Raw genomic sequence first — 20,117 nt, 5'->3', positions numbered from 1 at the left:
TTGCGCGGCGCGAGGGTAGGGGCTAGGCAACGCCAAACAGGAGACGGCGATGTCGCAAGCCAAAATCATCGACGGCAAGGCCTTCGCGGCCCAGCTGCGCGAGCAGGTCGCCGCCGAGGTCGTCAGGCTGAAGGCCGAGCACGACCTGACGCCGGGCCTGGCCGTGGTGCTGGTCGGCGAGGATCCCGCCAGCCAGGTCTATGTGCGCAGCAAGGGCGAGCAGACCCTGGCCGCCGGCATGCATTCGGAGACCCACCGCCTGCCGGCCGAGACCTCGCAGGCCGAGCTGCTGTCGCTGGTCGAGCGGCTGAACGATGATCCCGCCATCCACGGCGTGCTGGTGCAGTTCCCCGTCCCCGACCACATGAGCCAGGCGGCCATCGTCGCCGCCATCTCGCCGGACAAGGACGTCGACGGCCTGACCGTGACCAACGCCGGACGCCTGGCCAGCGGCCTGCCGGCCCTGACCGCCTGCACCCCGGCCGGCTGCATGGTGCTGCTCAGGGACGTGGTCGGCGACCTGCGCGGCAAGCGGGCGGTGGTGGTCGGGCGCTCCAACCTGATGGGCAAGCCGATGGCCCAGCTGTTGCTGGCCGCCGACTGCACCGTGACCATCGCCCATTCGCGCACCCAGGACCTGGCCGCCGTCTGCCGCGAAGCCGACATCCTGGTGGCCGCCGTCGGCCGGCCCCAGATGGTCAAGGGCGACTGGATCAAGCCGGGCGCGACCGTCATCGACGTCGGCATCAACCGCATCCCCAAGGACGACGGCAAGACCCGCCTGGTCGGCGATGTCGATTTCGAGGAGGCCAAGGCTGTGGCAGGGGCCATTACGCCGGTGCCGGGCGGCGTCGGGCCGATGACCATCGCCATGCTGCTGGCCAACACCGTCAGCGCGGCCAAGCGGCTGAACGGCATCGCGGAGTAGGGCTTCGGTCCCGCGCGGGTCCGAACGGCGTCAGGCCGGGATCTTGCCGGTCCAGCAGACTTCGAGCTTCGGCAGGGCCGCGTCCCACCAGTCGCCGACGGGCGAGCCGACATTGCCTTCCATGCGCAGATCGCCGCGGGCGTCGTTCGGATAGATGGCCCAGTTCAGCCAAAGGTCGTGACTTTCCCCGTCGGCCACCACCGACAGCTCCCGGGGCGCGCCGACCCCCGGAACGTCGGGACGCGGCGCCCGCAGGCCCTGCAAGCCTTCCAGTATGGACCGTACGGCCGGGCAGGACCGGGAATCCGCCCACTGCACGATTGGCGCCTTCAGCCTTGACCCCGTAACGCGCCGGACGATCCAGTAGGCCGTCCTGGACGAGTCCGTCCCGGTCCAGTCGACATAGAAGGTGTTCACCGACCAACTGCCGGTTCGCGCCGCCATGGTGTCGAGCCCGCCGAAGGGCTGGCGCTGACCTACCGAGATTTCGACGGCCTCGGTCCTGGTCTTCTGGAAATCATCGTCCGGCGCGGCCAGGGCGCCGGGCGCGATCAGCGTGGTCGCCAGGGCGGCCGCCAGCCAGGATTTGGTCATGCCTCGTCTCCGTCGCCGAAGCGCCGAGGCTAGCAGTCCGGGCAACTCGCGCCTAGCGCGTATGGTGTTCGCCGCTCAGGCCGCCGCCAGGAGGACGTGGCCGCCGCGCTCCGGCATGGGGCGCTCGACGTGCGGCCAATAACGGCGGGCCAGATCAGGCGGCCCCAGGTCCTCGATGGCGGTGAAGCCCAGGTCGCCCAACAGCGCGTGCAAGGCGGCGGGTTCGAAATAGCTGAGCCAGGGTTCGCCTAGGGCCGCGACGCGCTCGGCCCGGAGGACGTGGGCGGCGCGCGCTTCGCTCGAAAGCATCCCGGGCGGGTCGGCGTAGTCGAACACCACGGCCGAGTCGGGCAGGGCGCCGATCATGGCCAGGGTGGCGCGTACGGCCTCCAGGGTCAGGTAGGGCACGACGCCGAGGCAGATGAAGAACGCGGGGCGGCGATCGTCGAATTCTGCGCTTCGCAGGCCGTCCAGCAAGGTGTCACGCTCGAAATCGACGGCGGCGTAGACGACCTTGTCCGGCGTGGCGATGCCAGCCTCGCCCAATCGGCGGCGCTTCCAGGCCTGGGTGGCGGGATGATCGACCTCGAATACCGTGACGCGCTCGGGGAAGGCATGGCGATAGGCCAAGGTGTCCAGCCCCGCGCCCAGCACCACTACCTGGTCCAGGCCGTGATCCTCGACGGCGCGGGCGAGGGCGTCTTCGGCGAAGGCCGACCGGGCGGCGATGAAGGCCCGCATGGCGCGGCGTTCCGGAGGGGCCAGGGCGTCGCTCGCGACCGCCTCGGCGCCCAGGCCCAGGATCGGCAAGGCCAGCGGATCGGCGAAGATCCGGCCGTTCTCAAGCAGCTGATGCGCCGCGCGGTGTGTCGCCGCCATCCAGGCCGTGCGGCTGGGCTCCCTCTCGATCATGCGCCTTGTCCCGTCGATCCTGTCGCCGACATAGGAAGCCGATCTATCCTCGACGAGGCGAGGCCAAAGAAAAAGCCCCGGCGTCGCCAGGGCTTTTCAAGATCTGCGATGTGGATCTGATCAGTTCGCCAGATAGTCGGCCACGCGGCCTTCCAGCTCGGCGGCCAGGACCTTGCCCACCGGGTGGGTGTCGACCTTGATATCGTCGCGGACGCAGGCCTTGATGGCGTCGATGTGGGCGTCGACCAGGAACATGGGGGCGGACAGGCGTGTCGCCGGATCGTCGATCAGCTTGCACAGCGAGCCGGCCAGGCGCGTGATCAGCGGGAATTCGTAGGTGGCCCCAAGGCCCTTCAGGTCGTGGGCGCGCAGGTAGAGGGTCTCGACCGTTTCGGGGGTCAGGCCCTGGGCGCGAACCTCCTGGCGGGCGGCCTCCAGCTTGACGATCTCGTCGTTCAGCCACTGGGCGAAGTTGCCCGACAGGCTTTTCAGGGCGGCTTCGGCCTTGGCGATGGCCGCCATGTCGATCCCGCCTCGTCCGCCAACCTTGAGCTTGAGCATGTTCGGCACCTGAATCACTTCCGCGGCGGACTTGTTGGTCACGGACGCTTCTCCCTGGGCATTGGTCTGGAATATAGGATCAAGGCGTTAACATTAGATGAGACGCCCGTTTTAATCTGACCAATGGGCGGGTGGCGCCCTGACCAATAGTGCTCCGTGTTGTCAGGCCGAGAACTGCTCCGTCAGAACCCGCTCTTCTAGGCTTCGACCTGCGTCGAAGAGCATGGAAAGGCTGGCGCTGCTGTCCTCGGCGATGTGAACCTCGACGACGTCGCGAACCTCGAAATTGTCGGCCACGGCGCTTACCGGCCTTTTATCGCACTCAAGCACCTCGAACGTCACCCTGGCGCTCTGCGGCAAAAGCGCGCCACGCCAGCGGCGCGGGCGGAAGGCGCTGATCGGAGTCAGGGCCAGCACCTGGGCGCCGATCGGGATGATCGGGCCATGGGCCGACAGGTTGTAGGCCGTCGAGCCGGCCGGGGTGGCCAGCAGGGCGCCGTCGCAGACCAGTTCGCCCATCCGCACCTTGCCGTCGATGCTGATCCTCAGCTTGGCGGTCTGGCGGGTCTGGCGCAGCAGCGACACCTCGTTGATGGCCAAGGCCCTGTGCTGCTTGCGGTTGGCGTCGATGGCCACCATGGCCAGCGGATGGATCACGGCCCGCTCGGCGGCGTTGATCCGCTCCAGCAGGCCGTCCTCGCTGTACTCGTTCATCAGGAAGCCGACCGAGCCGCGGTTCATGCCGTAGATCGGCGTCTGGCGCTGCAGGGTGTCGTGCAAGGTCTCCAGCATGAAGCCGTCGCCGCCCAGGGCCACGATCACCTGGGCGTTCTCGTCGCCTGCGTCACCATAGCGCGCCGCCAGCCGCTCGCGCGCCTCCTGCGCCTCGGGGCGGTCACTGGCCTTGAAGGTCAGGCGAGTCACGAAGGGCAGGGGCTGGAACATCGCGCCAAGTGGCTGGATCGGCGGCGGGTTGTCAAACCTGGGTTTTGGACAGTCCTCGACGCGCCAGCCGTTGTCGTCCCGGACAGCGCCGCGCGCTTCCGGGGCGACAACCGTCTTCAGCGAACTATCGCCTCAGGCCGCGCCGAGCGCTCGCCGGAAGGCCATGGCCGCGATGTCCGGGGCGAACGGACCGAAGGCGCCGCTGGCCTTGCGGGCGGCTTCGGCGCCGCCGCCCGGACGGCCGCCGTTCAGTTCGCGCACATGGGCCAGGATGGTGGGGAAGACGCTGCGGTCGATGCCCACGGCCGAACAGGCCAGGGCCAGCAGCTCGGGACGGTCGCTGTCGACCGCCCGCCGCACCTGGCGGATGTCGAAGCGGCCCAGGCGCGCCAGGGCGAACAGGAACAGCGGCAGGCGGCGCTCGCGCAGCACCCGCAGCAGGTAGCCGGGCCGCAGCTGGCCGGCGGCGTCCAGCTTCTCGACCAGGGCCGCCTCCATCTCCTCGCGGTCCTCGGCCTGCTCCACGACCGGCCGGTCGTCGACGGTCTCGGCCCCCGAATGGGCGCCGCGCAGGGCGGCCTCGACGGCCTTGGCCATCCGGTCGGGGTCCAGCTGGAAGCGCGCCGTCAGGGCGTCGCGCAGGGCGCGGCCGACCCACAGGTACAGCTGTTCGGCCAGGTCGCCGGAAAGGTTGGGGTGCCGCGACAGGGGCGAGCGCAGGGCGACCACGTCGCGGGCCTTGTCGACCAGCTGGCGCAGGCCTTCGGGCGAGATCTGGGCGGTCGGGTTGGAGGCCAGGGCGGTCAGCACGGCCGAGTCGTCCTTGGCCAGGATGGCCTCGACCACCGCTGGCGACAGCTGCGGGCGGCGGGCGATCTCGATCTGGTGCTCCAGGGTGGCCTGGACCAGCAGGCGGATCAGGTCGTGATCCTGCAGGATCGGGCTGCGGGCGATGATCGGCCGAGCGATCTCGATCTCGTCCAGGGCCAGGATGTTGATCAGGGCCGGCGGGGCCCAGGCGGCGTCGGCCAGGCTTTGGGCCAGGCGGGCGCGGATGTCGCGCTCGGCCTCGACCACCAGGGTCATGAAGATCGAGTCCAGCAGGATCTGGACCTCGGGCGCGGTCGGACGGCCCGCGGCCTGGCCGGCGTCGCACATCTCCACGATGCCGACGAGCAGGCGTTCGCGATCGGCCGGCTCGCGGCTGCGGGCCAGGGACAGGAGCTGCGCGGTCTGGGCGGAAGGGCTCACCAGCCTCCTCGAAATCCGAGCTTAACCAAGAGGGACCTTGGCGGCGTCAGATGAAAACATGCTTAAACAGGGGAATCCACGCACGGACGACGACAAGCGTCGCGATGCCGCGGAAAGACGATCGCCAGGGAGATGCTGACGCATGGGCCAACCTCTGATCCTCGCGCTCGATCAGGGCACGACCAGCACCCGGGCCATCCTGTTCCAGGCCGACGGCAAGCCGGTGTGCGAGGCCAGCCGGCCGCTGCGCCAGAGCTATCCGCGCGACGGCTGGGTCGAGCACGACGCCGACGAGATCTACGCCGCCTGCGTGGGCGTGCTGCGCGACACGGTCGAGAAGTGCGACCGCGACAGCGCCGACATCGTCGCCCTGGGGATCACCAACCAGCGCGAGACGGTGGTGGTCTGGGACAAGGCCACGGGCCGCCCGATCCATCCGGCCATCGTCTGGCAGGACCGGCGCACCGCCGACATCTGCGACCGCCTGCGGGCCGAGGGGCGCGAGCCGGTGGTCACCGCCGCCACCGGCCTGCTGCTCGACCCTTATTTCTCGGGCGCCAAGATCGCCTGGATCCTCGACAAGGTCCCTGGCGCGCGGCGGCGATCCGAGGCGGGCGAACTGCTCTGCGGCACGATCGACTCCTGGGTCATCTGGCGCCTGACCGGCAACAGGGCCCACGTCACCGACGCCACCAACGCCTCGCGCACCCTGCTGTTCGACATCCAGGCCCAGGACTGGTCGGACGAGATGCTGGCCCTGTTCGACGTGCCCCGCGCCCTGTTGCCGGCGGTGCTGGACTGCGCGGCCGACTATGGCCAGGTGACGCCGGACATCCTGGGCCGGCCGCTGCCGATCCGCGGCGTGGCCGGCGACCAGCAGGCGGCGCTGATGGGGCAGGGCTGCATCCATCCGGGCGAGATGAAGGTCACCTACGGCACTGGCGGCTTCATGCTGGTCAATACCGGCGAGACCCGGCCGCATTCGGCGTCGCGGCTGCTGACCACGGTGGCCGCGCGGGTGGGCGGGCGCACGACCTACGCCCTGGAAGGCTCGATCTTCGTGGCCGGGGCGGCGATCCAGTGGCTGAGCGAGGGGCTGGGCGTGACCGGCGGCCCGCGCGGGGCGGAGGCCCTGGCCCGCACGGCGCGAGCCGACCACGGGGTGGTGGTGGTGCCCGCGTTCACCGGCCTGGGCGCGCCCTGGTGGGACGCCCAGGCGCGCGGCGCGGTGTTCGGCCTGACCCGCGACGCGGGCCTCGCCGAGATCGCCCAGGCCACCTTCGACTCCTGCGTCTTCCAGGGCCGCGACCTGATCGAGGCGATGCGCGCCGACGCGCCCTCGGCCTTTGACGACGCGGCGCTGCGCATCGACGGCGGCATGGCCAAGAGCGCCTGGTTCAGCCAGCGTCTGGCCGACCTGACCGGCCTTCCCGTGCACCGGGCCAGCTACCAGGAGACCACCGCCCTGGGCGCGGCCCTGTTCGCCGGGGTGGGCGCGGGGGTCTACGGCTCGCTCGAAGAGGCGGTGAAGGCGCGGCCGGAGGCGGAGGTGCTGACGCCGGCGGTCAGCGTCAACGCGCGGGAGGAAGCCTACGCAAGATGGCTGGACGCTTTGCCAAGGGTGAGATCGTGAGACCGCCCATGGCCTATCCGCCCATCGGCCAGATCCACCGCCTTTCCCCGAAGCTCGACGCCGTGATCGCGCCGGGCGCCGAGATCGAGCAGCTGGCCGACGGCTTCATCTGGACCGAAGGCCCGGTCTGGGTGCGCGACGGCGGCTATCTGGTGTTCTCCGACGTGCCGGGCAACGTCATGTACCGCTGGAGCGCGGCGGACGGGGTCAGCGAGGTCCTGAACCCGTCAGGCTATGACGGCCCGCCCACCGACGCCTTCGCCGAGCCGGGCCAGAACGGGATGGCCTTGGACGCGACTGGTCATCTGCTGGCCTGCGACCACGGCAACCGGGCCCTGGCCAGGATCGACCTGAAGACGCGGCGGAAGACCTTCGTGATCGACCGCTACCAGGGCAAGCGGTTCAACAGCCCCAACGACCTGGCCGTCGCCAGCTCGGGCGCGATCTATTTCACCGATCCGACCTACGGTCTGAAAGGCCGCAACGCCTCGCCGCTGCGCGAGCTGGACTTCAACGGCGTCTATCGCTTGGCGCCGGACGGGACGCTGGACCTGCTGGACGCCGAACTGACCTTCCCCAACGGGATCGCCCTGTCGCCGGACCAGAGCCGGCTCTATGTGTCGGTCTCGGATCCGGAAGACCCCAAGCTGGTGGTCTACGACCTGGGCCCCGACGGCCTGCCCATGGCCAAGACGCTGTTCTTCGACGCCATGCCCTTGCGCGCGGCCGGCGGCCCGGGCCTGCCGGACGGCATGTGCCTGGACACCGAGGGGCGGCTCTACGCCACGGGACCAGGCGGGGTGTCGGTGCTGACGCCGCAGGCCGAGCTGATCGGGGTCATCGAGACGGGCGCGGCCATCGCCAACTGCGCGTTCGGCGAGGACGGCCGCACCCTGTTCCTGGCCTCGAACCACACCCTGGCGCGGGTGCGGCTGAAGACGACGGGGCTGGTGTGGTGAACCGACCGGGGACCGGCGCATGCGCCGGTCCCCGTCTCGGGGCGCGACGCTACGGATTGCTGTCCAGATACGCCTTCACCCGCGCGAAAAGCTCTTCGAACATCGGCGTCGTCAGGCGGCCGGTGTTCGTGTTCAGCCGCGAGCAGTGGTAGCTGTTGAACACCCGGTAGGGACCGGCCTGGAACTCCGTGCCGTGGCCGGGCAGGCCGGCCGAGGCCTTCAGGCCCAGGGCCTTGAGCAGGTTGCGGCGGGAGACGTCGCCCAGGGTGACGATGGCCTTGAGTTTGGGGAACATCTCCAGCCGCGCGGTCAGGAACGGCCGGCAGTTGTTCTCTTCCGACGTCTCGGGCTTGTTGCCGGGCGGGGCGCAGCGGACGGCGTTGGTCACCGCGCTGCCGATCAGCCGCAGGGAGTCGTCGGGCCGGGCCTCGAACTTGCCGGTGGCGAAGCCGTACTTGATCAGGGTGTCGTAGAGCAGGGTCCCGGCATAGTCGCCGGTGAACGGCCGGCCGGTGCGGTTGGCGCCCTTGCGGCCGGGCGCCAGACCCACGACCAGCAGCCGCGCCTCGTGGTCGCCGAACGACGGGGCCGGGCCGTTGAACCAGTCCGGATAGAGTTCCTGGTTCTCGCGGCGATAGGCCACCAGCCGCGGGCAGCGCGGGCAGTCGCGCGGGGGTTCGGCGGGCGAGGGCACGACCTCGCCGACGATGTTGGAGGGCTGGCCCATGCTCAGTCTTCGTCGTCGTGCGGGTCGGCGCCGCGGGCCGGGTCGGTGACGAAGCGGGGCAGGCTGCTGGAGCGCTGCGGGCGGCCGATGATATTGCCGAGGTCCGCGAGGTCCACGAAGTTGTCGGCCTGGCGGCGCAGATCGTCGCTGGTCATCGGCGGCTGGCTCTTCATCGTCGAGACCACGGTGACGCGGCGGCCCTTGCGCTGCACCGCCGCGACCAGGGATCGGAAGTCGCCGTCGCCCGAGAACAGCACCAGGTGGTCGACGGTCTGGGCCATCTCCAGCATGTCGACGGCGATCTCGACGTCCATGTCGCCGCGCCAGCGCTTGCGGCCCTGGCTGTCGGTGAACTCGCGGGCCGGCTTGGTCACCAGGGTGAAGCCGTTGTAGTCCAGCCAGTCGACCAGCGGCCGGATCGGGGAATACTCCTCGTTCTCGGCGATGGCGGTGTAGTAATAGGCGCGCACCAGCACGCCGCGCTTGCGGAACTCGTCCAGCAGCTTGCGGTAATCGATGTCGAAGCCCAGCGCCTTGGCGGCGGAGAAGAAATTGGCCCCGTCGATGAACAGCGCCAGGCGCTCGGTCGGGTAGAAGGTCACGTGATCGGAATTCCTTGAAAAATCAATGCGATCAAAGCGAGCTCGATCAGGCGGTGGTGGTCGCCCTGGGCTGCAGCCTGCCCGGAGCATACCCGAGTCGCGAGGTCTTGCTCGACGCGGCCGTCGACGCTCTGGCGTTGGAGGGCCTGGCCGTGGCGGCGCGGTCCTCGTGGTGGACCTCGGTCGCCTGGCCCGACCCGTCCGCGCCAGCCTATCTCAACGGAGTCGTGCTGGTCGAGACGCGACTGTCGGCGAGCGAGGTCCTGGGCGCCTTGCATCGCGTTGAGGCCCGCTTCGGGCGGGTGCGCGCCGAGGCCAACGCGCCCCGCACCCTGGACCTGGACTTGATCGCCCATGGCCGCGCGGTGCTGGACGGGGCGGTGGTCGCGCCCCATCCCAGGGCCCACGAGCGGTTGTTCGTGATGGGACCGCTGGCGGAGATCGCGCCGGACTGGCGACATCCGGTCAGCGGGCGGACGGCGGCGGACCTGGCGGCGACAGCCAGCGTGGGGGTGGACGCCAGGCCGCTGACATAGGGCGGATCAATACCCTTTCATCCGTCATCTCGGGCCTTGTGCCCGGGACCCCTTTGTCCGCCGCAGGTGCGCGAGCGTGGCGCGCTGGCGCGCCAAGGCGCTTCACCGTCAGCTGAACCAGGGGTTCCGGGCACAAGGCCTGGAATGACGAATGAATTTTAGATGTGCGATCCACCCTGGACGGATCGCATGCCCCACATTGCCAAACTTTAATTCGCCCCCTGGCCAAGGCCGCCGGATAGTCCGGGCCAAAACGTGCTGAGCGCCGCCGTGCTCGCGCCTTCTGGGACCTCCTGCATGACCCTGACCCGCCACCTGCTCGCCTGCGCCGCCGCCTGCGCGGTGCTGGCCTCCGCGCCCGCCTTCGCCGCCGACCTGAAGAGCGGCGTCGACAAGTCCGCTTTCGACACCGCGACCAAGCCCGGCGACGACTTCTGGACCTACGCCAACGGGACGGCGATCAAGGCCAATCCGATCCCCGCCGACCGCAGCAGCTACGGCGTCGGCGCCATCCTGACCGAGCAGGCCGCCAAGCGCACGGTCGACCTGATCCAGGCGGCCGCCAAGGACGGCGGTTCGCCCGAGGCTCGCAAGGTCGGCGACTACTACGCCAGCTACATGGACGAGGCGGCCATCGAGAAGGCCGGTCTCGCGCCGATGACGGCGGGCCTGGCGCGGATCGCGGCGATCAAGACCCGCACCGATCTCGCCACCGTGCTGGGCGGCAATATCCGCGCCGACGTCGACGCGCTGAACGCCACCGACTTCTACACCGACAACGTCCTGGGCCTGTGGGCCTCGCCGGCGTTCGACGACACCAGCAAGTACGCGCCGTTCCTGCTGCAAGGCGGCCTGGGCATGCCCGACCGCGAATACTACCTGTCGGACAAGGCGGCGATGAAGACGGTGCGCGAGAAGTACCTCGCCCACATCGCCAGGATCCTGACCCTGGGCGGCGTCGCCGACGCCGAGGCCAAGGCCGCGCGGATCATGGCCCTGGAGACGAAGATCGCCCAGGCCTCGGGCAGCCGCGCCGACAGCGCCGACGTCCAGAAGGCCAACAACAGCTGGACCCCGGCCGACTTCGCGGCCAAGGCCCCGGGGCTGGACTGGAAGACCTTCTTCGCCGCCGCCGGCCTGGCCGACCAGCCGCGCTTCATCGTCTGGCACCCGACCATGGTCGTGGGCCTGGGCAAGGTCGCCGCAGACGAAAGCCTGGACACCTGGAAGGACTACCTGGCCTTCCACTATCTGGACCACTATTCGAACCTGCTGCCCAAGGCCTTCGTCGACGAGCGCTTCGCCTTCTACGGCCAGGCCCTGCAGGGCACGCCGCAGCTGTCGGCCCGCTGGAAGCGCGGCGTCAACTCGACCAACGCCGTGCTGGGCGAGGTGGTCGGCAAGCTCTATGTCGAGAAATACTTCCCCGCCCGGTCCAAGGCCGAGGTGTCGGCCATGGTCGACAACATCAAGGCCGCGTTCGTCACGCGCATTGACGGCCTGGACTGGATGGCCCCGGAGACCAAGGCCGAGGCCCGCCGCAAGGTCGAGGTGCTGAAGGTCGGGGTCGGCTATCCCGACACGTGGCGCGACTATTCGGCCCTGGAGATCGTACGCGGCGACCCGGTCGGCAACGTCCAGCGCTCGGAACGGTTCGAGACCGCCTACTGGATCGGCCAGCTGGGCAAGCCCGTCGATCGCGGCCAGTGGGTGATGACGCCCCAGACCGTCAACGCCGTGAACCTGCCGATGCTGAACGGGCTGAACTTCCCGGCCGCCATCCTGCAGGCCCCGTACTTCGACGCCGACGCCGACGCGGCGGCCAATTACGGCGCCACCGGCGGCACGATCGGCCACGAGATCAGCCACAGCTTCGACGACCAGGGCGCCCAGTTCGACAGCCAGGGGCGCCTGCGCAACTGGTGGACGCCGGCCGACCTGGAGCACTTCCAGAAGGCCGGCGCGGCCCTGGCCGACCAGTTCGACGGCTACAAGCCGTTCCCCGACCTGGCGGTGAACGGCAAGCAGACGCTGAGCGAGAACATCGCCGACGTCGCCGGCCTCGCGGCCTCGCTGGACGCCTACCACGCCTCGCTGGGCGGCAAGCCGGCCCCGGTGATCGACGGCCTGACAGGCGACCAGCGGTTCTTCCTGGCCTACGCGCAGTCCTGGCGCGGCTACAGCCGTCCGGAAGCCGAGCGCCAGCAACTGGTCACCGACGGCCACGCCCCCGACCAGTACCGCGCCGACACCGTGCGCAACCTCGACGCCTGGTACGCCGCCTTCGACATCAAGCCGGGCGACGCCCTGTACCTGCCGCCGGAAAAGCGCGTGAAGGTCTGGTAGGGAAGGTCTCGCCGTCGTCCCGCGCCGCTCCGGGACGACGCCGCCTGTCGAGGACAATTGATGGCCGCCATCGAGGTCGATCCCGCACACGTCCGCGAGTTCGTCGATTCCGACGCCTTCTATGACTGGCTCTCGCGTCACCACGACCAGGAGCGCGAGGTCTGGATCAAGATCCACAAGGTCGGCTCGGGCCTGCCCTCGATCACGCCCAAGCAGGCGATCGACGTGGTGCTGTGCTGGGGCTGGATCGACGGGGTCAAGAACAGCTTCGACGAACGCAGCTTCCTGCAGCGCTATACGCCACGCGGCCGGAAGAGCATCTGGAGCCAGATCAACGTCGACAATGTCGCCCGGCTGGTCGCCGAAGGCCGGATGACGCCGCACGGCCTGCGCGAGGTCGAGGCGGCCAAGGCCGACGGCCGCTGGGATCGCGCCTATGGCAGCGGCAAGGGCCTGAAGATCCCCGACGACCTGCAGGCCGCGATCGACGGCAGTCCGGCGGCCACGGCGATGCTGGGCAAGCTCACCGAGCAGAACCGCTTCGCCCTCGCGTTCCGCGTCCACAACCTGAAGACGGAGGTGGGGCGCCGGAAGAAGATCGAGACCTTTGTCGCCATGCTGGAGCGGGGCGAGACGATCTATCCGCAGAAGGCGCGGTAGGGTTCGCGAGCTTATTGCGCCAATGGCGGAGTCGCGTGGGAAGGGGCCGTTGCGCCAAACGTCACCTTACAATACCCCAAGACGAATATTCAGCTTGGGATCGTGCATGCGCTTAGCTTTGGTCGTGCTCATTCCGGTCGCTGCAGCGATTGCAGGCTGCCAGCCGAGGCAGGTGTGGCTTTCGCCGCCTGGGCCAAAGGCCGCGCTTTGCCGGAGCTTGGCGACGAACCTGACCCGCAACAATGACACTCTAAAGTCGACCTTCGACGATCCGCGAAAGCCGCCGCCCTTCGAGGAGCTGCAAGATGAAGCCGTCCTACCAGGGGGGCGCACTTATGTGTCGATGGTGACCAATCTGAGCGACGCCGAGCTTCTTCGGGCGATCGACCACCACGAAATAACGCCCTCGTACGTCTACGAGTACGCCGAAAGGCTTTATCGGCGTGGTCGCCCAGAAGCGGCTCTTCCACTGGCATGGGCGGGTACTATTTCGCCGTCACCTCAGAGATACCGGATGTCGAAAAAGGGAATTCAGTATTCAGAGGCGACCGTAAATCAGATCGGCGGCGACATGGCTTCCGAATGCCTCGCGACCGAAATCTGCAAGGATTTGATAGCAGAGCGCCCCCTTTACTGGGACCACTGTCAGGCGATGCGGTACAGGAACCCGACGCGGTAGGTCGTAGAGTCCGCTCAGGGTCCGAAAGCTCCCCGGCTTAGCCCGGTTGGTTTAGGATATTGTCCCTAACCGGGTCGTCGAGACGCTCCGCGCCACGGGCAGCTGACGCCCGGCGTCGTTCCGCTGGACTTCTCCGGCCAAACCCGGCATAAGCGCCCCCTCGCGAAAGCCGGGACTTTAGCCGCTGCGGCGTTGTGCAACGCCGCCCAAGGTCCTATTTTGCGATAACCAAGGCTCATAGCCCGAGGAATTCATGGCCCGCGTCACCGTCGAAGATTGCGTCGAGAAGGTTCCCAACCGCTTCGCTCTGGTCCTGCTGTCCGCCCATCGCGCGCGCGGCATCTCGGCCGGCGCCTCGCTGCTCGTCGACCGCGACAACGACAAGAACCCCGTCGTCGCCCTGCGCGAGATCGCCGACGACGTGGTCGACCACGAGGGCCTGAAGGAACAGCTGATCACCACGCTGCAGCGCGTGGACGAGCACACCGAAGCCGAGGAAGAGGCCGAAACCCTCGCCCTGCTGGCCGATCCCACCCACATGCAGATGAGCGAACTGGAACTGGTCCGCGCCCTGCAGAGCGACCGCGATGGCGGTCAGGAGGAGCGGTACTGAGCCCCGACGGCGCAGACCCTCTCATTCTCGAAGCGGCGCCCGCCGCCGCTCCTTCCGAACGCGCGCCCGATTCCGAATCGGGCGCGTCTTCGTCTCTGCCGGCCGCCAACGACACGGCCCCGGCGACTCCAGCCGCCGCCAAGCCCCGCCAGAAGTTCCTGCGCCAGTACGAGCTGATCGAGCGCGTCCACGCCTACGATCCGACGGCGGACGAGGCGCTGCTGAACCGCGCCTATGTCTACGCCATGCGCATGCATGGCAGCCAGACCCGGGCCAGCGGCGATCCCTACTACGCCCACCCGATCGAGGTGGCCGGCATCCTGACCGAATACCGGCTCGACACCGCCACCATCGTCACGGCCCTGCTGCACGACGTGATCGAGGACACCCCGGTCACCAAGGACGAGATCGCCAAGCTGTTCGGCGACGAGATCGGCGAGCTGGTCGAGGGCGTCACCAAGCTGTCCAAGCTGGAGCTTCAGGCCGAACACGCCCGCCAGGCCGAGAACCTGCGCAAGTTCATCCTGGCCATCTCCAAGGACGTCCGCGTCCTTCTGGTCAAGCTGGCCGACCGTCTGCACAACATGCGGACGCTGCACTTCATCAAGAGCCAGGCCAAGCGCGAGCGCATCGCCCGCGAAACGCGCGACATCTACGCGCCGCTGGCCCGCAACATCGGCTGCCACCGCATCTGCACCGAGCTGGAGGAGCTGTCCTTCGAGCACACCAACCCGGTGGCCCGCAACGCAATCATCCGCCGCCTGGACACCCTGCGCGCGGAGCAGGGCGGGGCGGTGGCCCTGGTGAGCCAGGAGATCTCGGCGCGGCTGGAATCCGCTGGCCTGCCGGCCCGGGTCTTCGGCCGCGAGAAGTCGCCCTATTCGATCTGGCGCAAGCTGCAGCGCAAGTCGATCGGCTTCTCGCAGATGTCCGACATCTACGCCTTCCGGGTGATCGTCGACAGCGAGGAGGACTGCTACCGCGCCCTGGGCGTGGTGCATCGCGCCTGGTCCAGCGTGCCCGACCGCTTCAAGGACTTCATCTCGACCCCCAAGCGCAACAACTACCGCTCGCTGCACACCACGGTGGTGGGGCCGCGCGGGATGCGCATCGAGATGCAGATCCGCACCGAGGCCATGGACCGGGTCAACGAGGAGGGCGTGGCCGCCCACTTCCGCTACAAGGACGCCTCGTACGGCCTGGACCTGGAAGGCATGGAAGCCGCCGGCGGCCGCGACCCGCTGGCCAACCTGCGCCAGCTGGTCCAGGTGCTGGAGCACGGCGGCGACGCCGAGGAACTGGTCGAGCACGCCAAGCTGGAGATGTTCCTCGACCAGGTGTTCGTGTTCACCCCCAAGGGCAAGCTGGTCAGCCTGCCGCGGGGCGCCATGCCGCTGGACTTCGCCTATGCGGTCCACACCAGCGTCGGCGACACCTGCATCGGGGTGAAGATCAACGGCGAGCTGAAGCCGCTGCGCACCCTGCTCAACAACGGCGACGTGGTCGAGGTGGTGCGGGGCTCCAAGCCGGTGGTGCCGCCGGATTGGCGTTCCTTGACGGTGACCGGCCGGGCCCGCTCGGCCATCCGCCGCCACATCCGCCAGACCGAGAAGGAAGAGTTCCTGCGCCTGGGCCGGGCCTCGGTGGAGCAGGTGTTCGAGCGGGCCGGCAAGAAGCTGAAGGACGTGTCGCTGCGGCCGATCCTGGAACGCTTCGCCCTGGAGACCGAGGACGCCCTGTTCGACGCTGTCGGCCGAGGGCGGGTCTCGCCCAGCCAGGTGCTGGAGACGGCCTTCCCGGGCATGAAGGACACCGATGTGGCGGTGGCCACGGCGCGGCGCAAGATCGAGGGCGGCACGGCCGCGCGGCTCTATGTGCGCGGCGGCGGCCTGACGCCCGGCGTGTCGCTGCACTTCGCCCACTGCTGCAGCCCGGTGCCGGGCGACCGCATCGTCGGCATCCTGCGCGAGGACGGAGAGGGGCTGGACGTCCACACGATCGACTGCCCCAAGCTGGCTGAATACGAGGACCGCGAGGATCTCTGGCGCGACCTGAACTGGACCCCGGAGGCCGAGCGCGAGACCGTCTCCCTGGCCCGTCTGCACGCCACCATCGGCAACGCCCCGGGCGTGCTGGGCCAAGTCTGCACGATCATCGGCGAGGCCGGCGGCAACATCGTCAACCTGCGCATGCACCACCGCCAGAGCGACTTCTTCGACGTCGACATCGATGTCGAGGTCCGCGACGCCAAGCACCTGACCAACATATCGGCCGCGCTGCGCACGTGCCCGACGGTGGAGACGGTGGATCGGACGCGGGGGTAGGGCGTTCAGCGCCTTTCCCGATCATCTCCCAATAGATCCGTCATTCCGGGCCTTGTGCCCGAAATGACGGCTCAAAAATGGAGAGAAGCTCGGCGAGCTTACGCCCGCACCGCCCCGTGCAGCGCCTTCAGCGTCTTCAGGAGGCCCGCCGCGTCGTTCAGCGGCAGGCAGCTGGGGCCGTCGCACAGGGCCTTGTCGGGGTCGGTGTGGAACTCCAGGAACACCCCGTCCGCCCCCGCCGCCACGGCGGCCTTGGCGATGACCGGCACGCCTTCGCGGCGGCCGCCGGTCGAGCCGCCGGCGGTGCGCGGGTCGGCGCCGGGCAGCTGGACGGCATGGGTGGCGTCGATGGTCACCGGCACGCCCAGGCCCTGCATCTGCGCGATGCCCAGCATGTCGACCACCAGGTTGTTGTAGCCGAACGAGGCGCCGCGCTCGCACAGCACGATCTGCAGGTCGGGCGCGGCCTCGCGGGCCTTGTGGACGATGTTCTTGCAGTCCCAGGGGGCGATGAACTGGGCCTTCTTGACGTGCAGCCAGCCGCCTTGGGCGGCGGTGGCGCGCGAGGCGGCGACGATCAGGTCGGTCTGGCGGCACAGGAAGGCGGGGATCTGCACCAGGTCGGCGACCGCCGCCACCGGCTGCGCCTGGTCGACCTCGTGAATGTCGGTGGCGATCGGCACGTCCAGCTTGGCCTTGACCTCGGCCAGCATGGCCAGGCCGTCCTTCAGGCCAGGACCGCGATAGCTGGTGATCGACGAGCGGTTAGCCTTGTCGAAGCTGGCCTTGAACACATAGGGCAGGCCCAGCTCGGTCGTGATCGCCTTCAGCTCGCGGCCGACCTCCAGGGCCAGGTCCAGGTTCTCCAGCACGTTCAGGCCGGCGATCACCGCCAGCGGCTGGCCGGCGCCCATCGACAGGTTCCAGCGCTTCAGGGTGACGACGGACATGGCGGATCTTCCTCGCAAATCGGTGGCGCTGCTTATGCCTTAAGCGCGGCGACCGCGTCGAGCGTCGCGGCGGTCAGGGGCGAAGGCAGGGTGTCCAGCGAAAACCAGCCCCAGTCGGCCAGGGCGTGCGGTTCCCGGATCGCCGGCTCGCCCGTGCAGCCGTCGGCGCGATAGGTGACGGCCACCCAGTGGCTGTCCTGCGCGATCATGTCGGTGACGCACAGCACGGGGCCGGCGACGATGGCGATCCCCAGCTCCTCGAGGATCTCGCGCTCGGCGCAGGCGCGGCCGGCCTCGCCCCAGTCCAGCTTGCCGCCGGGCTGGCCCCAATGGCCGGCCTCGGGCTGGCGGCGGCGCTGGACCAGCAGGATCCGACCCTGGCCGTCGAGGATGGCCGCGCCGCAGCCGACGCGGGGGCGGGGAGAGGAGGTGTCGTTCACGCGGAGGATCCGGTCACTTGAAGCCTGGCGCGCCGAGGCGCACCTTAGGCGGACATCTGACACAAGGCGCGACCGATGGCGACCAGCGTCCAACTGCCCGACGACCTTGAACGCTTCGCTCGCGACTGTGTGGACGCGGGACGGTATGACACGGTGACGGACGTGGTGGCGTCGGCGCTCAATCTGATGCGCGACATCGAGCGTCAGCGCGCCGAATTTAACGTCATGCTGGCCGCCGCGACCGCCGAAGCCGATCGGGATGGTGCGTTCACGGCGGAGGAAATCTTCGCGGAGATTGACGCAAAGCGCGCCGGCGAGCGTTGAGTCGGGCCGAATTCTCGCCGCTCGCTCGGCGCGACTTGATCGAGGCCGAGGCCTGGATTCGCGCCGACCGTCCTTCCGCGACGACGGCCTTTCGAGCGGCTGTGCTACGCGGGGCGGCGCTTATCGCCGAACAGCCGAAATGCGGCGTCGAGCGGCTGGAAGTCGCCGACGCGCCGCACCGTTTTCTGGTCGTCCAGGGCTTTCCCTATCTGCTGATCTACAATGCCGATCGACGTCCTCCACTGATCGTCAGAGTGCTGCACGGCGCGCGCGATCTGCCCTCGCTACTCCGCGGTTTGTAGACTCGCCGCCACCGGCCTATATCCAGCCCTCATGACCAACGACGACGTCCTCGACGAATTCCGCGCCGCCGGCGCCCTGCGCGAAGGCCACTTCGTGCTGTCCTCCGGCCTGCACAGCCCGGTCTTCCTGCAGAAGAACCTGGTTTTCATGCGGCCCGAGCGCTGCGCCCGTCTCTGCAAGGCCCTGGCCGAGAAGATCGTGGCCACGGTCGGCCGGCCCGACGTGGCCGTGTCGCCGGCCGTGGGCGGGATCATCCCCGGCTACGAGACCGCCCGCTGGCTGGACGTCGCCTCGATCTATGTCGAGCGCGAGGGCGGCGGCTTCAAGTTCCGGCGCGGTTTCCACCTGGAGCCCGGCCAGAAGGTCGTGATGGTGGAAGACATCGTCACCACCGGCCTGTCGTCGCGCGAGTGCATCGCCGCGATCCAGGCGGCCGGCGGCGAGGTGATCGCCGCGGCCTGCATCGTCGACCGTTCGGGCGGCAAGGCCGACGTCGGCGTGCCGCTGGTGGCCCTGGCCAGCCTGGAGGTCCCGGCCTATCCGGCCGACGCCCTGCCGCTGGAACTGGCGGCGATCCCGATCGAGGATCCGGGCAGCCGGCGCCTGAAGGGCTGACGCGCATGCTGCGGCTCGGCGTCAACATCGACCACGTGGCCACGATCCGCAACGCGCGCGGGGCCAGCTATCCCGAGCCGGTGCGGGCCGCCGAGCTGGCCCTGGCGGCCGGCGCCGACGGCATCACCGCCCACCTGCGCGAGGACCGCCGCCACATCAGCGACGCCGACATCGGCCTGCTGACCGATCTGTGCCTCAAGCGCGGCAAGCCGCTGAACTTCGAGATGGCGGTCACCGACGAGATGGTCGGCATCGCCCTGCAGGCCCGGCCGCACGCCGCCTGCCTGGTGCCCGAGCGCCGCGAGGAGGTCACCACCGAAGGCGGCCTGGACGTGGTGCGCGGCGCTAACCGCATCGCCGAGGCCACCGCCCGCCTGCGGACGGTGGGAGCGCGGGTGTCGCTGTTCATCGAGGCCGACCCCGCCCAGATCCAGGCCTCGGCGGAGGCCGGCGCCCAGGTGGTCGAGCTGCACACCGGCGCCTATTGCGACGCCGCCCGCGAGGGTCACGCCGACCGCGCCGCCGCCATCCTGGAACGGCTGAAGGCGGGGGCGGAGCTCGCCGCCGGCCTTGGCCTGGAGGTCCATGCCGGCCACGGCATCGACTACGCCACCGTCAAGCCGATCGCCGCCATCCCGCAGGTCGCCGAGCTCAATATCGGGCACTTTCTCATAGGCGAGGCGATCTTCGTGGGCCTGCCCCAGGCCATGCAGCGGATGCGGGCGCTCATGGATGCGGCTCGCCTGGAGCATGCGGCATGATCATCGGGATCGGCTCGGACCTGTGCGATATCCGCCGGATCGAGAAGTCTCTCGAGCGCTTCGGCGACCGGTTCACGAACAAGGTCTTCACCGAGATCGAACGCAGGCGGTCCGAGCGCAAGCCCGACCGCGCCTCCAGCTACGCCAAGCGCTTCGCCGCCAAGGAGGCTTGCTCCAAGGCCCTGGGCACCGGCCTGAAGCGCGGGGTGCACCTGGCGGGCATGGGCGTGGTCAACCTGCCGTCCGGCAAGCCGACCATGGCCCTGACCGGCGGCGCGGCCGAGCGCCTGGCTTCGATGGTCCCCGAGGGCATGACGCCGGTGATCCACCTGTCCCTGACCGACGACCATCCCTACGCCCAGGCCTTCGTGATCATTGAGGCTGTCTGATCTTCCTTCTCCCCTTGCGGGAGAAGGTGTCGGCGAAGCCGACGGATGAGGGGGCGCACAAACGA

The 20,117-nt window shown here is 69.2% G+C and carries 23 protein-coding genes; 14 read left to right on the top strand and 9 right to left on the bottom strand.

Features of this window, described 5'->3' with window-relative positions; translation table 11 throughout:
• Positions 1-49 precede the first annotated feature (49 nt).
• Positions 50-928 carry a bifunctional methylenetetrahydrofolate dehydrogenase/methenyltetrahydrofolate cyclohydrolase FolD gene (gene folD, locus EV278_RS16105; protein WP_132093558.1) on the top strand — a complete coding sequence of 293 codons (879 nt, stop codon included), beginning with the start codon at positions 50-52 and terminating at the stop codon, positions 926-928.
• Positions 929-958: 30 nt separating this feature from the next.
• On the opposite strand, the gene EV278_RS16100 is transcribed toward folD, so the two are convergent.
• From EV278_RS16100 to EV278_RS16080, 5 genes are all read right to left on the bottom strand, one after another.
• Positions 959-1,522 carry a hypothetical protein gene (locus tag EV278_RS16100; RefSeq protein ID WP_132093555.1) on the bottom strand — a complete coding sequence of 188 codons (564 nt, stop codon included), beginning with the start codon at positions 1,520-1,522 and terminating at the stop codon, positions 959-961.
• 75 nt (positions 1,523-1,597) lie between these two features.
• Positions 1,598-2,434, bottom strand: a complete 837-nt coding sequence (locus EV278_RS16095) for a class I SAM-dependent methyltransferase (protein ID WP_132093552.1) — start codon at positions 2,432-2,434, stop codon at positions 1,598-1,600.
• Positions 2,435-2,554: 120 nt separating this feature from the next.
• On the bottom strand, positions 2,555-3,037 hold the full coding sequence (locus tag EV278_RS16090; RefSeq protein WP_132093550.1) for an Hpt domain-containing protein: 483 nt from the start codon (positions 3,035-3,037) through the stop codon (positions 2,555-2,557).
• Positions 3,038-3,157: 120 nt separating this feature from the next.
• Positions 3,158-3,940 (bottom strand): NAD kinase, encoded by a 783-nt coding sequence (locus EV278_RS16085; protein WP_132093547.1) that lies wholly within the window; start codon positions 3,938-3,940, stop codon positions 3,158-3,160.
• A 132-nt stretch (positions 3,941-4,072) separates the two neighbouring features.
• A complete protein-coding gene (locus EV278_RS16080; RefSeq protein ID WP_132093617.1) occupies positions 4,073-5,161 on the bottom strand; it encodes a DUF2336 domain-containing protein in 1,089 nt (362 codons plus the stop codon).
• Positions 5,162-5,333: 172 nt separating this feature from the next.
• On the opposite strand from EV278_RS16080, the gene glpK reads away from it, so the two are divergent.
• Positions 5,334-6,824, top strand: a complete 1,491-nt coding sequence (gene glpK, locus EV278_RS16075) for a glycerol kinase GlpK (RefSeq protein ID WP_132093544.1) — start codon at positions 5,334-5,336, stop codon at positions 6,822-6,824.
• An 8-nt stretch (positions 6,825-6,832) separates the two neighbouring features.
• On the top strand, positions 6,833-7,783 hold the full coding sequence (locus EV278_RS16070) for an SMP-30/gluconolactonase/LRE family protein (protein WP_132093540.1): 951 nt from the start codon (positions 6,833-6,835) through the stop codon (positions 7,781-7,783).
• A 49-nt stretch (positions 7,784-7,832) separates the two neighbouring features.
• On the opposite strand, the gene EV278_RS16065 is transcribed toward EV278_RS16070, so the two are convergent.
• Positions 7,833-8,510 (bottom strand): uracil-DNA glycosylase, encoded by a 678-nt coding sequence (locus EV278_RS16065; RefSeq protein WP_132093537.1) that lies wholly within the window; start codon positions 8,508-8,510, stop codon positions 7,833-7,835.
• Positions 8,511-8,512: 2 nt separating this feature from the next.
• Positions 8,513-9,112: an NYN domain-containing protein gene (locus EV278_RS16060; protein WP_132093534.1), complete on the bottom strand. Its 600-nt coding sequence runs from the start codon at positions 9,110-9,112 to the stop codon at positions 8,513-8,515.
• Between the two features lie 14 nt (positions 9,113-9,126).
• On the opposite strand from EV278_RS16060, the gene folK reads away from it, so the two are divergent.
• The 6 genes from folK (at position 9,127) to EV278_RS16030 (ending at position 16,270) form a co-directional block, all read left to right on the top strand.
• Positions 9,127-9,648 (top strand): 2-amino-4-hydroxy-6-hydroxymethyldihydropteridine diphosphokinase, encoded by a 522-nt coding sequence (folK, locus tag EV278_RS16055; protein WP_243692213.1) that lies wholly within the window; start codon positions 9,127-9,129, stop codon positions 9,646-9,648.
• Between the two features lie 297 nt (positions 9,649-9,945).
• Positions 9,946-11,994, top strand: a complete 2,049-nt coding sequence (locus EV278_RS16050; protein ID WP_132093531.1) for a M13 family metallopeptidase — start codon at positions 9,946-9,948, stop codon at positions 11,992-11,994.
• Positions 11,995-12,054: 60 nt separating this feature from the next.
• Positions 12,055-12,654, top strand: coding sequence for a YdeI/OmpD-associated family protein (locus tag EV278_RS16045; protein WP_132093528.1), 600 nt, complete (start codon positions 12,055-12,057; stop codon positions 12,652-12,654).
• 106 nt (positions 12,655-12,760) lie between these two features.
• Positions 12,761-13,333: a hypothetical protein gene (locus EV278_RS16040; protein ID WP_132093525.1), complete on the top strand. Its 573-nt coding sequence runs from the start codon at positions 12,761-12,763 to the stop codon at positions 13,331-13,333.
• Positions 13,334-13,586: 253 nt separating this feature from the next.
• Positions 13,587-13,946 (top strand): DNA-directed RNA polymerase subunit omega, encoded by a 360-nt coding sequence (gene rpoZ, locus EV278_RS16035; protein WP_007671240.1) that lies wholly within the window; start codon positions 13,587-13,589, stop codon positions 13,944-13,946.
• 95 nt (positions 13,947-14,041) lie between these two features.
• Positions 14,042-16,270: a bifunctional (p)ppGpp synthetase/guanosine-3',5'-bis(diphosphate) 3'-pyrophosphohydrolase gene (locus EV278_RS16030; RefSeq protein ID WP_132093612.1), complete on the top strand. Its 2,229-nt coding sequence runs from the start codon at positions 14,042-14,044 to the stop codon at positions 16,268-16,270.
• Between the two features lie 98 nt (positions 16,271-16,368).
• On the opposite strand, the gene kdsA is transcribed toward EV278_RS16030, so the two are convergent.
• Together kdsA and EV278_RS16020 are read right to left on the bottom strand one after the other, a co-directional pair.
• A complete protein-coding gene (gene kdsA / locus EV278_RS16025; RefSeq protein ID WP_132093522.1) occupies positions 16,369-17,220 on the bottom strand; it encodes a 3-deoxy-8-phosphooctulonate synthase in 852 nt (283 codons plus the stop codon).
• A 32-nt stretch (positions 17,221-17,252) separates the two neighbouring features.
• Complete coding sequence (locus tag EV278_RS16020) at positions 17,253-17,660, bottom strand: NUDIX domain-containing protein (RefSeq protein WP_132093519.1); 408 nt, start codon at positions 17,658-17,660, stop codon at positions 17,253-17,255.
• A gap of 75 nt (positions 17,661-17,735) precedes the next feature.
• Between EV278_RS16020 and EV278_RS16015 the strand changes: the two genes are divergently transcribed.
• The 5 genes from EV278_RS16015 to acpS are packed head-to-tail and all read left to right on the top strand — an operon-like array spanning position 17,736 to position 20,052.
• Entirely contained in the window at positions 17,736-17,984 is a 249-nt protein-coding gene (locus EV278_RS16015) for a type II toxin-antitoxin system ParD family antitoxin (RefSeq protein ID WP_132093515.1), read from the top strand.
• The gene (locus tag EV278_RS16010) at positions 17,981-18,286 is read left to right on the top strand and encodes a type II toxin-antitoxin system RelE/ParE family toxin (RefSeq protein ID WP_132093512.1); all 306 of its coding nucleotides are present in this window, start codon (positions 17,981-17,983) and stop codon (positions 18,284-18,286) included. The genes EV278_RS16015 and EV278_RS16010 overlap by 4 nt, the downstream gene beginning before the upstream one ends.
• A 31-nt stretch (positions 18,287-18,317) precedes the next feature.
• Complete coding sequence (gene pyrE / locus EV278_RS16005; protein WP_132093509.1) at positions 18,318-18,902, top strand: orotate phosphoribosyltransferase; 585 nt, start codon at positions 18,318-18,320, stop codon at positions 18,900-18,902.
• Between the two features lie 5 nt (positions 18,903-18,907).
• Entirely contained in the window at positions 18,908-19,663 is a 756-nt protein-coding gene (locus tag EV278_RS16000) for a pyridoxine 5'-phosphate synthase (RefSeq protein WP_132093506.1), read from the top strand.
• The gene (acpS, locus tag EV278_RS15995; protein ID WP_132093503.1) at positions 19,660-20,052 is read left to right on the top strand and encodes a holo-ACP synthase; all 393 of its coding nucleotides are present in this window, start codon (positions 19,660-19,662) and stop codon (positions 20,050-20,052) included. Before EV278_RS16000 ends, acpS begins: the two co-directional genes overlap by 4 nt.
• The last annotated feature ends 65 nt before the right edge of the window (positions 20,053-20,117 follow it).

This window comes from Caulobacter sp. BK020 (assembly GCF_004342605.1).
In the GTDB taxonomy this organism is placed as follows: Bacteria; Pseudomonadota; Alphaproteobacteria; order Caulobacterales; family Caulobacteraceae; genus Caulobacter.
The sequence above is the reverse complement of the archived record's forward strand: the minus strand, read 5'-3'. Positions and strand labels throughout refer to the sequence as shown.

Bases quoted from the DNA above. Each gene is read 5' to 3' on its own strand.
- folD (WP_132093558.1), top strand. From the start codon at position 50: ATGTCGCAAGCCAAAATCATCGACGGCAAGGCCTTCGCGGCCCAGCTG.
- EV278_RS16100 (WP_132093555.1), bottom strand. From the start codon at position 1,522: ATGACCAAATCCTGGCTGGCGGCCGCCCTGGCGACCACGCTGATCGCG.
- EV278_RS16095 (WP_132093552.1), bottom strand. From the start codon at position 2,434: ATGATCGAGAGGGAGCCCAGCCGCACGGCCTGGATGGCGGCGACACAC.
- EV278_RS16085 (WP_132093547.1), bottom strand. From the start codon at position 3,940: ATGTTCCAGCCCCTGCCCTTCGTGACTCGCCTGACCTTCAAGGCCAGT.
- glpK (WP_132093544.1), top strand. From the start codon at position 5,334: ATGGGCCAACCTCTGATCCTCGCGCTCGATCAGGGCACGACCAGCACC.
- EV278_RS16070 (WP_132093540.1), top strand. From the start codon at position 6,833: ATGGCCTATCCGCCCATCGGCCAGATCCACCGCCTTTCCCCGAAGCTC.
- EV278_RS16065 (WP_132093537.1), bottom strand. From the start codon at position 8,510: ATGGGCCAGCCCTCCAACATCGTCGGCGAGGTCGTGCCCTCGCCCGCC.
- EV278_RS16050 (WP_132093531.1), top strand. From the start codon at position 9,946: ATGACCCTGACCCGCCACCTGCTCGCCTGCGCCGCCGCCTGCGCGGTG.
- EV278_RS16045 (WP_132093528.1), top strand. From the start codon at position 12,055: ATGGCCGCCATCGAGGTCGATCCCGCACACGTCCGCGAGTTCGTCGAT.
- EV278_RS16040 (WP_132093525.1), top strand. From the start codon at position 12,761: ATGCGCTTAGCTTTGGTCGTGCTCATTCCGGTCGCTGCAGCGATTGCA.
- rpoZ (WP_007671240.1), top strand. From the start codon at position 13,587: ATGGCCCGCGTCACCGTCGAAGATTGCGTCGAGAAGGTTCCCAACCGC.
- kdsA (WP_132093522.1), bottom strand. From the start codon at position 17,220: ATGTCCGTCGTCACCCTGAAGCGCTGGAACCTGTCGATGGGCGCCGGC.
- EV278_RS16015 (WP_132093515.1), top strand. From the start codon at position 17,736: ATGGCGACCAGCGTCCAACTGCCCGACGACCTTGAACGCTTCGCTCGC.
- pyrE (WP_132093509.1), top strand. From the start codon at position 18,318: ATGACCAACGACGACGTCCTCGACGAATTCCGCGCCGCCGGCGCCCTG.
- EV278_RS16000 (WP_132093506.1), top strand. From the start codon at position 18,908: ATGCTGCGGCTCGGCGTCAACATCGACCACGTGGCCACGATCCGCAAC.
- acpS (WP_132093503.1), top strand. From the start codon at position 19,660: ATGATCATCGGGATCGGCTCGGACCTGTGCGATATCCGCCGGATCGAG.